11 protein-coding genes, 1 pseudogene and 1 riboswitch are annotated in these 13,972 nt (G+C 68.1%); of the genes and pseudogenes, 6 read left to right on the forward strand and 6 right to left on the reverse strand.

What is annotated here, in order from left to right; translation table 11 throughout:
- Positions 1 to 73: 73 nt before the first annotated feature.
- From ACSJJR_RS01075 to ACSJJR_RS01085, 3 genes are all read right to left on the reverse strand, one after another.
- A complete protein-coding gene (locus ACSJJR_RS01075) occupies positions 74 to 1,090 on the reverse strand; it encodes an ABC transporter substrate-binding protein (RefSeq protein WP_435941660.1) in 1,017 nt (338 codons plus the stop codon).
- Positions 1,091 to 1,142: 52 nt separating this feature from the next.
- Entirely contained in the window at positions 1,143 to 1,910 is a 768-nt protein-coding gene (locus ACSJJR_RS01080; protein ID WP_435941761.1) for an ABC transporter permease, read from the reverse strand.
- Positions 1,911 to 2,141: 231 nt separating this feature from the next.
- A riboswitch (FMN riboswitch) is annotated at positions 2,142 to 2,281 on the reverse strand.
- 94 nt (positions 2,282 to 2,375) lie between these two features.
- Complete coding sequence (locus ACSJJR_RS01085) at positions 2,376 to 3,647, reverse strand: type I restriction endonuclease subunit R, EcoR124 family (protein ID WP_435941762.1); 1,272 nt, start codon at positions 3,645 to 3,647, stop codon at positions 2,376 to 2,378.
- Here ACSJJR_RS01085 and ACSJJR_RS01090 point away from each other — a divergent pair.
- Together ACSJJR_RS01090 and ACSJJR_RS01095 are read left to right on the forward strand one after the other, a co-directional pair.
- The gene (locus ACSJJR_RS01090; protein WP_435941763.1) at positions 3,558 to 4,331 is read left to right on the forward strand and encodes a recombinase family protein; all 774 of its coding nucleotides are present in this window, start codon (positions 3,558 to 3,560) and stop codon (positions 4,329 to 4,331) included. The genes ACSJJR_RS01085 and ACSJJR_RS01090 overlap by 90 nt on opposite strands.
- Positions 4,279 to 4,845 carry a zinc ribbon domain-containing protein gene (locus ACSJJR_RS01095; protein WP_435941661.1) on the forward strand — a complete coding sequence of 189 codons (567 nt, stop codon included), beginning with the start codon at positions 4,279 to 4,281 and terminating at the stop codon, positions 4,843 to 4,845. Before ACSJJR_RS01090 ends, ACSJJR_RS01095 begins: the two co-directional genes overlap by 53 nt.
- A gap of 10 nt (positions 4,846 to 4,855) precedes the next feature.
- On the opposite strand, the gene ACSJJR_RS01100 is transcribed toward ACSJJR_RS01095, so the two are convergent.
- Positions 4,856 to 6,109, reverse strand: a complete 1,254-nt coding sequence (locus ACSJJR_RS01100; RefSeq protein WP_435941662.1) for an AlbA family DNA-binding domain-containing protein — start codon at positions 6,107 to 6,109, stop codon at positions 4,856 to 4,858.
- 136 nt (positions 6,110 to 6,245) lie between these two features.
- Positions 6,246 to 6,911: pseudogene (locus tag ACSJJR_RS01105) on the reverse strand (type I restriction-modification system subunit M); the annotation flags it as partial.
- A gap of 418 nt (positions 6,912 to 7,329) precedes the next feature.
- Between ACSJJR_RS01105 and ACSJJR_RS01110 the strand changes: the two are divergent.
- Together ACSJJR_RS01110 and ACSJJR_RS01115 are read left to right on the forward strand one after the other, a co-directional pair.
- Positions 7,330 to 8,259 (forward strand): Sir2 silent information regulator family NAD-dependent deacetylase, encoded by a 930-nt coding sequence (locus tag ACSJJR_RS01110; protein WP_435941663.1) that lies wholly within the window; start codon positions 7,330 to 7,332, stop codon positions 8,257 to 8,259.
- Entirely contained in the window at positions 8,249 to 9,028 is a 780-nt protein-coding gene (locus tag ACSJJR_RS01115) for a protein-ADP-ribose hydrolase (RefSeq protein WP_435941664.1), read from the forward strand. The genes ACSJJR_RS01110 and ACSJJR_RS01115 overlap by 11 nt, the downstream gene beginning before the upstream one ends.
- Positions 9,029 to 9,128: 100 nt before the next feature.
- On the opposite strand, the gene ACSJJR_RS01120 is transcribed toward ACSJJR_RS01115, so the two are convergent.
- A complete protein-coding gene (locus ACSJJR_RS01120) occupies positions 9,129 to 10,622 on the reverse strand; it encodes an NAD-dependent succinate-semialdehyde dehydrogenase (RefSeq protein ID WP_435941665.1) in 1,494 nt (497 codons plus the stop codon).
- Positions 10,623 to 10,872: 250 nt separating this feature from the next.
- Between ACSJJR_RS01120 and ACSJJR_RS01125 the strand changes: the two genes are divergently transcribed.
- Together ACSJJR_RS01125 and ACSJJR_RS01130 are read left to right on the forward strand one after the other, a co-directional pair.
- Positions 10,873 to 12,351 (forward strand): fumarylacetoacetate hydrolase family protein, encoded by a 1,479-nt coding sequence (locus ACSJJR_RS01125; RefSeq protein ID WP_435941666.1) that lies wholly within the window; start codon positions 10,873 to 10,875, stop codon positions 12,349 to 12,351.
- Positions 12,352 to 12,390: 39 nt separating this feature from the next.
- Complete coding sequence (locus ACSJJR_RS01130; RefSeq protein WP_435941667.1) at positions 12,391 to 13,923, forward strand: aldehyde dehydrogenase; 1,533 nt, start codon at positions 12,391 to 12,393, stop codon at positions 13,921 to 13,923.
- The last annotated feature ends 49 nt before the right edge of the window (positions 13,924 to 13,972 follow it).

Consider the following 13,972-nt stretch of genomic DNA (forward strand, 5'->3'; position numbering starts at 1 on the left):
GCTTGTTGTGCGCGGGGGTCCGGGCGCACAAGTGGTTTCCCCCCCCCCCCACGCCCACACACCGCTGCGACGCTCACACGAGAGGGTCGCACACGTCGTCGGTTGACGGCGTGGTGGCGCCCAGCAGGCCGCGTCCTGCCAGGAAGTCGATCATCTCCCCGACCTGCTCGGGCCTGAGCGCACCGATGACGGCGTCCGCGTCGGGCTTGACGAGGGCGGCGGTGGCGACGGCGACCTCCCGGGCGTGGGCAGCCTGGGTGGTGTCAACGAGGTCGGTGACGTAGGCGCGGGTGGCCTCCACCGCGCCGTCGGGGTCCGCCACGAAGCGCTCCATACCAGCCACCGACGCGGCCACCGCAGCGGCCAGGTCCTCGCGGTGCGCCTCCAGCTGGGTGCGTGTGGTGACGAGGGAGGCCCCGAGCAGCGGGACGTGGGGGGCGACGTCAATGGTGCGCACAGCCATCCCGTTCTGGGCGATCTGGACGGCGTCGTTGTTCGTGAATCCCGCGATGGCGTCCACCTTGCGGGAGACGAGGGCCGCCTGCTGCGTGTAACCGATCTCCTGGATATCGACGTCGGACTCGCTCAGGCCGGCGGTCGCCAGGGCGAGCTGGACGGTGAACCAGGTGGAGCCGTAGCGGCCGGGCAGGCCGAGGCTGTGGCCCCTGAGGCCCTCCAGCGTGCTGATGCCGGAGTCCTCGGGGACGATGACGCAGCCGGGGAAGCGCTGGTAGTAACCGCCGACGACGACGAGGTCGTTGCCGTGGGAGGCCGCCACGACGGCCTCGTCGGCCGAGGCGACGACGAGCTGCTCGGTGCCCGCCAGCAGGGCGTCGAACTGGCCCTCCTGGGCGCCGTGGTGGCGCAGGCTCACCCCATCGACGTAGTCGCCGGCGTCGGCAGCCATGTAGAAGGGCGCGAACTGCACGTTGGGTGTGTAGGTCATGCCGATGACGAGGCCCGAGGTGGAGGCGGTGCTCCGTCCGTGTGAGGCCGTGCCGGAGGCGCAGGAGGCCAGCAGGACGGCGGCGCCGGTGCCGAGGGCGGCGCCCAGGAGGCTGCGGCGGGTGAGGGTGGGACGCGGGGTCATGGGGTTCCTTCCGGGTTGTGTGCGGTGAGGGGTGTCAGGAGGAGGCGGTGCCTCACGTGGCTCGCCGACCGCGCATAGCGGCCACGACGCGGCTGCGGCGCTCGAGCTCGTGCAGGCACCAGTGGATGGAGGTCGCCAGGACGCACAGCAGGACGATGGTGGAGAACAGGCCGGTGGTGTCCACGCTGTCGCGCTGGTGGGAGAGCACCATGCCCAGGCCCTCGCCGCCCATCGTCATCTCCCCGACGACCGCGCCGGTGACCGACAGGGTGAAGCCCGTGCGCAGCCCCGACAGGATCGCGGGCAGCGCCATGGGCAGCTCCATGTAGACCAGGAGCGTCACGCCGTGGGCGCCGTCGAGTCGGGCGGCGTCCATGACGTCGGTGTCCAGCCCCCTCAGGCCCAGCAGCACGGTGACCGTGATGGGGAAGAAGACCATGAAGGCGCACAGGACGACGACGGGCAGGGTCCCGTAGCCGATCCACAGCACGAGCAGCGGGGCGACGGCGATGGCGGGCACGGCCTGGGAGGCGGCGACGTAGGGCAGCACGGTGCGGCTGAACATGGGCCAGCGGTACAGGGCCCAGGCGAGAGGAAGGGCCGCGGCGGCGGCCAGCAGGCAGCCCAGCAGGGCCTCGCGCAGCGTCACCCAGGCGTAGGCGAGGACGCCGCCCTGGGTCATGGCGAGCCACAGACGGCGGGCGACGTCGGTGGGGCCGGGCAGGAAGACCGCGGGCACCAGCTGGGCGGCGGTGACGGCCCACCACAGGGTGAGTGCGCCCGCACCCAGCAGCAGGGCGGGCAGCGGGCCGGTGCGCAGCCCGGACGCGGTGGCCCGCGTCGGCGGCGCGAGGGCGCCACGCGCGGCGTGTTGGGGGGCGGTGCCCACAGGTCCTCCCGGTACTCCCCCGGGACGGGTGCCCCGGGCGGCTCCGGGGTGAGGGGCGGGGCAGCGGCTCGCGCCCGCGCGGCGCGCCCCTGGGTCCCACAGCCGCCGTCCGTGCGCGCGCGGCGCGGCGGGCGGCGACGGCGTCGGGACGCCGGGCGCACCTCGTGCTTCCTCCCATCCGGACTCTCACCGTCGGTGCTGGAGTTCCACCAGCTCAGCCGCTCACGGCGCCCCGTCGGGGCGTGTGCGCGGGTCGCGGACTGTCACCGCCGGCTCGGACTTTCACCGACCCCGGAGCACGTGCTCAGGCAGGAGGCTAGCCGGTGGCGGGGTGGGGCGGCAACTGGCGGTGGCGGCTCCGTGAGCACGCCTGGCCCACAGGCACGTCGCTGCACCTCAGACGAGCCCGCGGAAGCGGGCCACGTGAGCAGCCAGGGCGTCGAGCACCCGCGTCTTCTTGGTCTCGTGGGTGTCGTCACCCGCGTCACGCCGGAAACGTGACATGGGTGGCAGGACCGCGGTGATGGCCGTGCCTTCGGTGGGCACCTGGCCGTCGCGCATGGCGGTGGCTACGAGGGTGCGGGCGGGTTGGTCGCGCAGGTGCTCACGGGCGATGAGCCCGGCGAGCTCGGTCTCCTGGCGGCCGGTGATGAAGCCCTGCCACTGCTCGGTGACGTCGCCGTGGGCAGACACGGACCTGACGAAGTCCTCGATGAGGTCGCGCTTGGAGTGGAGGGTGGGGCTGGAGGTGACGGCGCGGGTGATGTCGGCCGGGACCTCCTTGTCGGTGCGGCCGCCCATCTCGGTCCTGTGCTGCTCAACGAGCATGAGGATGTAGTCGACGCCGACCTCCACCTGCTTGACGAGCTCGATCTCGAAGACGAGGTCCTCAGTGACGTCCTCCCTGTCCCCCGTCGCCCGCTGCCGCAGGTCCTGGTACAGGTCGACGTAGACGCTGCGGTAGTCGGCGAAGTCCGCCTCGGTGAGGACGTCGTCGTCCGCGAAGTCGTCGAAGGAGGCAAGGATGTTGCGCAGGCGCAGGATCGAGCCGAAACGGGCGATGAAGTCGCGCTGGGCGGCCTCTGAGAGGATGGGGCTACCGGGGTCATGACGCTCACGCAGCTCGGCGAGCCGTGCGAGGTACTCGCTCAGGTACTCGGCGTAGGGGCGCAGCAGGACGATGCCGCCGGCGTCCTTGTCCCCGAACAGGGCAATTGCCTCATCGGTCTCGGCCTGAAGGTCGCGGAAGCACACGATGTTGCCGTAGGACTTGACGGAGTTGAGGATCCGGTTGGTGCGGGAGAAGGCCTGGATGAGGCCGTGGGAGCGCAGGTGCTTGTCCACCCACAGGGTGTTGAGCGTCTTGGAGTCGAAGCCCGTGAGGAACATGTTGACGACGATGACAAGGTCGATCTCACGGCAGGCGAGGCGTCGCGAGATGTCCTCGTAGTAACCCTCGAAGCCGTTCGCGCTGGAGTCATAGGCGGTGCCGAACTGCGTGTTGTAGTCGTCAATGGCCCGGTCGAGGAAGGCCCGGTCGTCCGCGCTCAGGGAGGTGGGGTCCGTGGTCTCCTCATCATCACCAAGAGCGTATCCCGTTTCGCCCGCAACACCGTCGACTCGCTCACCACAGTAAGGGCGCTCAAAGACAAAGGCGTGGAAGTCTATTTCGAGAAGGAAGGGATCTGGACTTTCGACGCCAAAGGTGAACTCCTCATCACCATCATGAGTTCGCTGGCCCAGGAAGAAGCCCGTTCCATCTCCGAAAACGTCACCTGGGGACACCGCAAACGCTTCGCCGACGGGAAAGTCACCATCGCATACTCCCGGTTCCTTGGTTACGACAAGGGTGAAGACGGCAACCTCGTGGTCAACCCTGAGCAAGCCAAGATCGTGCGGCGAATCTACAACATGTACTTAGGCGGCATGGCCATCGGCGCGATCGCCCGTACCCTCACCGACGAGCCCGAGACGTTCACCGCCCCAGGGAACAAGACCTGGCACTACCAATCGGTGCGTTCGATCCTCACCAACGAGAAGTACAAGGTCGACGCCCTCCTGCAAAAGTCCTATGTTGCTGACTTCCTGACAAAGAAGCAGGTCACCAACCACGGTGAAGTGCCCCAGTACTACGTCACCGCCAGCCACGAAGCAATCATCAGCCCAGCAGTGTGGGACTTCGTCCAAGCAGAACTAGCCAACGGTGCCGCGAATCAGCGAACACAACACCGGACCCGCCCCTTCTCATCCACTCTCGTCTGCGGCCAGTGCGGGCACTTCTTCGGATCGAAAACGTGGCATGCAGGCATGCAAATACGAAAAGATCATCTGGCGGTGCGGCCACAAATATAAAGGCGACACTACGTGCGCCACCGGGCACATCGACGATGAACGACTCAAAGACATGTTCCTCGAGGCCATCCGCCTCCGCTTCGGCTCACCAGCCGATGACACCGTCAACCGCGCCGTGCTCGACGCGCTCGACACCAGCGACCTTGAAGTCAAAGCGGCCGGACTGATCGCACAGATCGACCAAGTAGCGAAGAAGCTCGAATCACTGATCGCCCGCAACGCACGCGTCGCCCAAGACCAACAAGCCTACGAGAAGACATTCAACGCCACCCACCAACAGCACCAAGCCCTGTTGGCTGAGCACGCTGCCGTGGCCGCCGAGATCCAAAACAAGCACAAACGGCTTGCTGCCTACTGCTACTACAGGGAGGAGACTGCGAAACTCGATATTGAACAGTTGGTCTTCAGCCCATACCTCTGCGTCACCCTGCTCGACAAAGGAGTCGTCAGCACCGACGGCACGGTGACGTTCATTTTCCGCGACGGAAGTCAGATCAGCATCACCAAGACCTAAACAAGTACGACTAATCGTCGCCCGGCTCAGCCATAACCTTCAAGAACTTGACTCCACCCTGATTTATCACGTCTCGAGCAAGATCATTGGCGACTGGCATCACCGTCTCGATGGATGCCAGGGGATTAAGCTCTGTCGACACCAGCTGGAAGCGGCGGATCGGTTCCGCGTACTCCGCTGACAGCAAGTAGTTCGTGTTTGATTCCGTCGTGCGAATATAGATCGGTTCGCTTGGATTTCCAACCAAACCCACCCGCACGAGGAAACCGGCATTCGATTGACGGCTCATAGCGTGAGCACGCAGCAGTGCGATGAAGTCGATCAGAGCAGATTCAATGTCCGAAGCCATGCAATGATTCGGTAGGCCCACCGGGTAGTAGTGACGGGCATCCTCCCGATCTGTCAGGCCCCCGAGTCGGTAACACGCGAGCACGGTCGCATCATCGTGCAGATATTTCCGAAATGCGTATCGGTCCTCGCGATGGCTACGCATCACCCACTGCCGCAGTCCCTTACGGACTTCCCCCGAGTCCCAGCGCACAGGTCTGTTGCCACTGTAGACGAGTCCAGGGAATGACGCTTGACCCATGAGCCTATAGACGTCTTCCTCCCTCGGTGGCTCCAGCGAACCTGATGGTTCTACCGGGGCGGCCGCCGCGACCAAGCAAACGCCGTCATCGGGATTAAGCCCTTCACTTGCGCGCTCAAAAATTGCCTGAAGCCGCTGCTCACGATTGTCTGCTTGCTGGAACCGCTCGCGGAATCCGCGCTCAATCTCACGGTCGTTCATGAACACAGTGTGGGGCCCGTTGCGCCGAGGGGCAACGAAGGCAACGTCACCGTTTCGCGCAAAATGCGGAGCATCAGGAGAATCCGGAACCCGCATCATCACGACACTACCCTCGGTGGCTGGAAGTGGGAAGAATTCCAATCCCAAGACCGGAGGTCCTATACGAGCATATGCCACTCGAAGAATGCGCTGTTGCATATCCGCATTCCACTGAATCGGAGTTATATCCATGGCAGCACTTGTCTCACCGTCCTCAGCAACTCCGAATACGATCCAGCCGCCGCCGCTGTTAGCGATGGCCGCTACATCTTTGGCAGCCTCATCATCCCATCGCGGCCTGCGAGGATCATAGAAATTGGCCTTCCAGTCGAGCGCACCAGTCTCGCGAACGCCATTTTCGACCGCTTGCTCGATCAAACTCAGCGACAGGTCGCCAGGCTCAATTCCCAAGGCCTGATGAATTGGTGTGAACATAATCCTCCTAATCAGGGACACGATCGCCATCGGTCGCAGCCGTGACAGGCTCTTCGCATCACTGGATTCCCGACTCAACCAATCAAGCGGCTAAATCGTAGTTCGCGCGCGTTTGTATCCGTCGTGGCATGAAAGTTTCGTAGACACCGTTGACACGCGTCTTACCCGCCACGGTGATCCTGGCGAGGACCTCACTGACCTCCTGCGGGGTGAAGAACTCACCACCGGACTTGCCTGCGGCGGAGGCGTACATCGTCATGAGGAACTCGTACGCGTCACCGAAGGCATCAATCGTCGAGTCTTCGTAGGACAGGTCCAGGTCACCGATGGCCTCGAGGATGCGCACGAGCTTGTCGTTGCGCTGGGCGACGGTCCGGCCCAGCTTCGACGAGTTGACATCGACGTCGTCGAACAGGCCTCGAAGGTCCGACTCCGAGCCCGTCCCCACGGCCGAGGCCTCGATGTTGTGGAAGACCCGTGAGAGCGTCTCGTTGAGGTTCTCGTCGCGCGCAGCCCTGGCGCGAACGTTGTCGAACAGCTCTGAGGGAGGGATGAAGAAGCCCTTCTCGTTGACAATGCCCTCTCGCTCCCGGTAGGCGTCCGCGTCCGACATGAGCGCGTACCTGAAACCGGGGTCCCCGGCCTCCCACTCGGCCTCGTCGATGTAGGACGTCAGGTTCTCGGAGATGAACCGGTAGAACAGGAAACCCAGCACATAGGCCTTGAAGTCCCAGCCGTCGACACTGCCGCGCAGGTCGTTGGCCACCTGCCAGATCGCGCGGTGCAGCTCCGCACGCTCCATATGTCCGCTCACTTCTCGTCCTCGTCGTCGGTGTGGCGCCCCACAGCGCTGTACCCGCGCAGTGTCTCATCCTCCACCGACGCCAATATCCGCGACACCGGTGCACCAGGCGCTGCCGGCCTGACACCGCGCGTTCGATACCGCCGTCGGTGCGCCAGTCACGGCAGGCGCACCGGTGTCCACGCAGCGGACATGGACACGGTCCTGAGGGCGACAGCGGCCCGCAATCGGCCCCATATCAAGGACGCGCCCCCGTGGGATCGGTGCAGGTTCCGGCCATGTCCGCTGCGTGGACACGCTCGCGGCACCGCCCCCTTATGCTTGGACCCGCTGCGCCGCCACCTCGCTCTCGAGGCCCGGGACGGCAGGAGTAGCACCCGCCCGGCTGGCCACGCCCGGCTGGCCACGCCCAGTGGTGATGGACGACGACGCTGAGCAAGGGAAGGTCGGCACATGCCAGCACAAGCAGCCCCGGGCGAGGACGTCGCCCGGCTCCGGCGCGGGATCCGGCCTGTCCACCGCTGCGGGCCTGACCTACTCCGGCGAGCGCTTCGAGACGCTCTTCGCCGACTTCATCGCGGTCTACGGCTTCACGGACATGTACACGGCCGGCTTCCACCCCTTCGCGAGCCTGGAGGAGCGGTGGGCCTACTGGAGCCGCCACATCTGGTGCAACCGCTACGTCGCCACACCCAAGGACACGTACTCCACCCTGCTGACCCTGCTGGAGGGGCGCGAGTTCTTCGTGCTCACCACCAACGTCGACCACCGCTTCCAGACTGCCGGCCTGCCCACACAGCGCCTGTTCTACACGCAGGGCGACTACGGCCTGTGGCAGTGTGCCGTCCCGTGCCACCCCAGGACCTATGACAACCACGAGACCGTACGGCGGATGATCCTCGCGCAGGGCCTTACCATCGCTGACGACGGCGCCCTCGTGGTGCCTGAACGCGGGCTGCTCATGACGGTCCCCGGCGAGATCGTGCCCCACTGCCCCGTGTGCGGCGAGCCCATGGCGATGAACCTGCGCGCCGACGACACCTTCGTCGAGGACGCCGGCTGGCATGAGGCGGCCGCACGCTACCGGCGGTTCCTGCAGTCGCACAGCGCAGGCCACGTCCTCTTCCTGGACCTGGGCGTGGGTGCGAACACGCCGACCATCGTCAAGTACCCCTTCTGGCGCTCGACCTATGCCAACCCCGCGGCCGTCTACGCCTGCGTCAACCTCGGCGAGGCCTACGCCCCCGTACAGATCCGTGACCGCTCCATCCTCATCGACGCCGACATCGACGCCGTCCTCACCGCGCTGACCACCACCACCTCACAGGAGCCCCGCAATGCACAATGACCGCAGAGCCGCCCTCCTGCGTTCGACAGTCGACGCCCTGTGCGCCGAGCGCGGTGCCGAGCCCCCTGCGACGACGCAGGCGGACGAGCTGTGGACCGTGCTGCGCGCCCTGGTCAACACGCGCCCGCCCGCGCCCGCCGCCCCGTCCCTGCTCGCCACGCAGGACGAGCTGTTGCGCGCCATGATCGAGGAGGCGGGCGTGAGCACCGTCGCCGACGCGCTGGCCAGCCCCCAGGACAGCCACCTGCTGCTGTGGCGCGGCGACATCACGACCCTCGCCGTCGACGCCGTCGTCAACGCGGCCAACAGCCGGCTGCTCGGCTGCTGGGTGCCCGGGCACCTGTGCATTGACAACGCCATCCACACCTTCGCGGGCATCGAGCTGCGTATCGAGTGCGCCCGCATGATGCAGGGGCGCGAGGAGCCCACAGGCGCGGCGAGGATGACCCCCGCCTACAACCTGCCGAGCCGGCACGTCATCCACACGGTCGGCCCGGTCGCGGCCGGTCACCCCACCGAGGAGCACCGCCGTCAGCTGGCCTCCTGCTACACGAGCTGCCTCGACGTCGCCTCCGAGCACGGGCTGCGCACCGTCGCGGTGTGCTCCATCAGCACGGGGGTCTTCGGCTACCCGCGCCAGGAGGCCGCTGAGACCGCCGTCGAGACGGTGCGCGGCTGGCTCAGCGCCCACGACGCCGACCTGCGGGTCATCTTCAACGTCTTCTCCCAGGAGGACGAGAGCACCTACCGGCCGCTGCTGGGGCTGTGAGCCGGCAGCGCCCGCCTGCCCCAGGAGCCCGAGGGCGGCGCCTGCGCACCTGGGCGGGGCCGGTCCCCGGCGCGCGGGCCGACGGGGACCGGCCCCGGTCTCAGGGCAGGAAGTCGGGGGTCGGCATGCCAACGTAGACGGTCTCGAGGTAGTCCTCGATGCCCTCCTTGCCTCCCTCACGGCCCATACCGGACTGCTTGACACCGCCGAAGGGCGCAGCGGCGTTGGAGATCGTCGCGGAGTTGACGCCGATCATGCCGAACTCGAGGCGTTCGGCCAGCCGCATGACGCGTGCCATGTCCCGGGTGTGGACGTAGGCGCTCAGTCCCACGAGGTCGTCGTTGGCCAGGGCGATGACCTCCTCCTCGCTCGAGAAGGACACGATGGGGGCCACGGGCCCGAAGATCTCCTCACGGACGATGTCGGTGCGCGGCTGGACGTCAACCAGGACCGTCGGGGGGTAGAAGAAGCCGGGCCCCTCGGGCACCTGGCCGCCGGTGAGCGCCCGGGCGCCGGAGGCCAGTGCCCCGTCCACCATGGCGGCGATGGCGTCGCGCTGGCGCGCCGAGACGAGCGGGCCGATGTCCACGCCGTCCTTGGTGCCGTCGCCGAGCCGCTGCGCGCCCAGCGCCTGGGCCAGACGGCGTCCGAAGTCCTCGCTGACGGACTCGTGGACGAGGAAGTGGTCCGAGGCGTTGCAGGCCTGACCCATGTTGCGCATCTTCGTCACGACGGCGGCCTCGACGGCGGCGTCGAGGTCCGCGTCCTCGAAGACGATGAAGGGCGCGTTGCCACCCAGCTCCATCGAGGTGCGCAGGACGTTACCGGCAGCCTCCTTGAGCAGGGCCCGCCCCACAGGGGTGGAGCCGGTGAAGGAGACCTTGCGCAGGCGCGGGTCCTGGAGCAGCGGGCCGGTGATGTCGCGGTTGCGCTGCGAGGGCAGGACGGACAGGACCCCGGCGGGCAGCCCGGCCTCGGACATGATCCTGGCGAAGAGCAGGGAGGTCAGCGGGGTGTCCTTCGAGGGCTTGAGGAGCGCGACGTTGCCGGCGGCAAGCGCCGGACCCGCCTTGCGGGTGGACATCGCCAGCGGGAAGTTCCACGGGGTGATGAGCAGGCACGGTCCCACGGGACGGCGCACGACGAGGGCCTGGAGGTGGCCCTCAGGCAGGCGGAAGTAGTCGCCGCGCACGCGCACAGCCTCCTCGGCGAACCAGCGCAGGAACTCCGCGCCGTAGGTGACCTCGCCGTCGGCCTGCGCCAGCGGCTTGCCCATCTCCAGGGTCATGAGCAGGGCCAGGTCCTTGCGGTAGGTGGTCGTGGTCAGCTCGAAGGCGCGTCGCAGGATGTCGGCGCGCTCGCGCGGGGAGGTGAACTGCCAGGTCCTCTGGGCGGCCACGGCCTGGTCCATGGCGGTGGCGGCGTCCTGGGGGGTGGCGCTGGCCACCGTGGTGAGGACCTCCCCCGTGGCGGGGTTGAGGACGTCGAAACGCTCGCCGGAGGAGGCCTCGGTGAACTCGCCGTTGAGGAAGATCCCGGTGGGGACGCGGCTGAGGAGGTCGCTGACCGCGTCCTGGGTGCTCGTGTGGTCCATGTGGCTTCTCCTTTGAAGTCCTGCCGGGCCGGGGCCGCGGCGGAGACTCACCGCGTGGATGAGGCTCGAGGGTGTGTGTGGCGGTGTCGATGAGTCGCCGCGGGTCACGAAAGAGATGTTGACAGGTTGCGTGACCTGGGTCATCATTCTAACACACATCGTATACGATCTCATATACGGCAATACCGGGTACCCGCCAACGGTGGCGGCGCCACACCCACGCACAGCCGTCCGTGACAAGGAGCAGCCCGTGACCACCACCCCCACCGACGTCATCAGCGAGGCCCTCGGCCACCGCGCCGGCAAGGTCATCGCGGTGCACCTGTCCTACGCCTCGCGCGCCGCCCAGCGCGGACGCACCCCGGCGCAGGCCTCCTACTTCCTCAAGGCCTCCTCCTCCATCGCCGGCCCCGGCACGGTCACCCGCCCCGAGGGCACCGAGCTGCTCGTCTTCGAGGGCGAGATCGCCCTCGTCATCGACACCGCCGCCCGCAACGTCACCGAGGAGCAGGCCTGGTCCCACGTCGGCTGGGTCACCGCCGGCAACGACATGGGCCTGCTCGACATGCGCGCTGCCGACAAGGGCTCCAACACCCGCTCCAAGTCCGGCGACGGCATGACCCCCCTCGGACCCGTCCTCCTGGACGCCTCACGTCTCGACCCCGCCCGCATCGGCCTGCGCACCCGCGTGGACGGCGCCACCGTGCAGGACGACTCCAGCGCCGGCATGCTCTTCAGCCTCCCCCACTTCATCGCCGACCTGTCCCGCTTCATGACCCTCGAGCCCGGCGACGTCATCCTCACCGGCACCCCCGCGGGCTCCTCCGTCCTCGTGCCCGGTCAGAGCGTGAGCGTCGAGGTCTACAGCCTTGACGACCCCGGCCTGAGCACCGGAGAGCTCACCACCACCGTCGTGGCCGGCCCACCGCTGGGCCCCACCGGCGCCCAACCCGCCGCCGACGACGCTCAGCGCGTGGACGCCTGGGGCAGCCCCGAGGCCGCTGGGCTCGAGCCCTCCCCCGCCCCGTGGGTGCTCACCGAGGAGCTGCGCAGACGGCTGGGAGGCCTGGCCGTCTCCACCATCTCCTCCCAGCTGCGCCGACGTGGCTACCCCGACGCCTCCATCGACGGTGTCCACCCCCTCGTGCCCGGCAGCCACATGGTCGGCACCGCCCGCACCCTGCGCTACATCGCCTACCGCCCCGACCTGTTCGCCAGCCACGGCGGCGGCTACAACGCCCAGAAGCGCGCCATCGACGCCGTCGGCGAGGGCGAGGTCCTCGTCATGGAGGCCCGCGGCCTCAGCACCGCCGGCACCCTCGGCGACGTCCTGGCCCTGCGCGCCAAGGTCCGCGGCGCCGCCGGCGTCATCACCGACGGCGCCGTGCGCGACGCCGCCGCCGTCGCCGGGACCGGGCTGCCCGTCATGTGCGCCTCCACCCATCCCTCCGTCCTCGGACGCGTCCACGTCCCGTGGGAGACCGACGTCACCATCACCTGCGGCGGCACGACCGTCCAGCCCGGAGACGTCATCGTCGCCGACGACGACGGCGCCGTCGTCATCCCACCCGCCCTGGTCACCGAGGTCCTCGAAGCCGGCGAGCAGCAGGAGGACGCGGAGCGCTTCATCGCCGAGATGGTCGCAGCCGGCCACCGCGTTGACGGCCTCTTCCCCCTGACCGCCGCCTGGCGCGAGCGCTACGAGACCTGGCGCCAGAGCCAGCACTGACCCCACACCAGCACACCGCCCACCACCCAGGAGAGCACCTTGGCCACCACGCCCACGGGCCTGCCCGACACGATCCAGCACTACATCGGCGGCGCCCTCGTCGACTCCGCCGACGGCGCGACCTTCGAGGTCATCGAGCCCACCACCAACAGGCCCTACATCACCTGCGCCAGCGGCCAGCAGGCCGACGTCAACGCGGCCGTGGCCGCCGCCAAGAAGGCCTTCGACTCCGGTCCCTGGCCGCGCATGCTCGCCCGCCAGCGCGCCACCATCCTCAACCGGATCGCCGACGAGGTCACCGCCCTCAACGACGAGCTCGCCGCCATCGAGTCCTTCGACTCCGGCCTGCCCATCCGCCAGGCCCGCGGCCAGGCCACCCGCGCCGCCGAGAACTTCCGTTTCTTCGCGGACCTCATCGTCGCCCAGGTCGATGGGGCCTTCACCGTGCCCGGACGCCAGATCAACTACGTCAACCGCAAGCCGATGGGTGTGGCCGGGCTCATCACCCCCTGGAACACCCCCTTCATGCAGGAGTCCTGGAAGCTCGCCCCCGCGCTCGCCTCCGGTTGCACCGTGGTGCTCAAGCCCGCCGAGTTCACCCCCGTCTCGGCCCAGCTGTGGGTGGGCATCATGGAGCGCGCGGGCGTGCCCGAGGGCGTGTTCAACATCGTCCACGGCTTCGGCGAGTCCGCCGGCGACGCCCTGGTCAAGCACCCTGACGTCCCCCTCATCTCCTTCACCGGCGAGCTGGGCACCGGAAAGGTCATCTACGCCAACTGCGCGCGCCACATGAAGCACATGTCGCTTGAGCTCGGCGGCAAGTCCCCCGCCATCGTCTTCGCCGACGCCGACCTCGACGCGGCCCTGGACTCCACCCTCTTCGGCGTCTTCTCCCTCAACGGCGAGCGCTGCACCGCCTCCTCTCGCATCCTCGTCGAGCGCCCCGTCTACGACCGCTTCGTGGCCGCCTTCGCCGAGCGCGCCAGCAGGGTCGTCGTCGGACCTCCCTCCGACCCCGACACCGAGATCGCTGCCCTCGTCCACCCAGAGCACTACCGCAAGGTCACCGAGTACATCGAGATCGGCAAGAGCGAGGCCCGTCTCGTCGCCGGCGGTGCGCGCCCCGAGCACCTGGGCGAGGGCAACTACGTCCAGGCCACCGTCTTCGCCGACGTGCCCCCCACCGCCCGCATCTTCCAGGAGGAGATCTTCGGCCCCGTCGTCGCCATCACCCCCTTCGACACCGAGGAGGAGGCCATCCGCCTGGCCAACGACGTCGAGTACGGCCTGGCCGCCTACGTGTGGACAGGCGACGTCGCCCGCGCGCACAACGTCGCCAGCGCCATCGAGTCCGGGATGGTGTGGATCAACTCCCACAACGTGCGTGACCTGCGCACCCCCTTCGGCGGGGTCAAGGGCTCCGGCCTTGGCCACGAGGGCGGTTACCGCTCCCTGGACTTCTACTCCGTCCAGCAGTCCGTGCACGTGCGCCTGGGCGACGTGCACACGACGCGCTTCGGCGCCACCGGGTACGCCGACGGCGACCTCGGCCTCGGCGGGCCCTCCGCCTGAGACCCTCCCAGACCGCTGCGGTGCGCCAGGCAACGGGGCCCGACGCACC

Source organism: Actinomyces sp. W5033, from assembly GCF_051303165.1.

Excerpts from the sequence above, each read along its gene's own strand:
- ACSJJR_RS01075 (WP_435941660.1), bottom strand. The coding sequence starts at position 1,090 with ATGACCCCGCGTCCCACCCTCACCCGCCGCAGCCTCCTGGGCGCCGCC.
- ACSJJR_RS01100 (WP_435941662.1), bottom strand. The coding sequence starts at position 6,109 with ATGTTCACACCAATTCATCAGGCCTTGGGAATTGAGCCTGGCGACCTG.
- ACSJJR_RS01120 (WP_435941665.1), bottom strand. The coding sequence starts at position 10,622 with ATGGACCACACGAGCACCCAGGACGCGGTCAGCGACCTCCTCAGCCGC.
- ACSJJR_RS01110 (WP_435941663.1), top strand. The coding sequence starts at position 7,330 with ATGGACGACGACGCTGAGCAAGGGAAGGTCGGCACATGCCAGCACAAG.
- ACSJJR_RS01095 (WP_435941661.1), top strand. The coding sequence starts at position 4,279 with ATGCAGGCATGCAAATACGAAAAGATCATCTGGCGGTGCGGCCACAAA.
- ACSJJR_RS01115 (WP_435941664.1), top strand. The coding sequence starts at position 8,249 with ATGCACAATGACCGCAGAGCCGCCCTCCTGCGTTCGACAGTCGACGCC.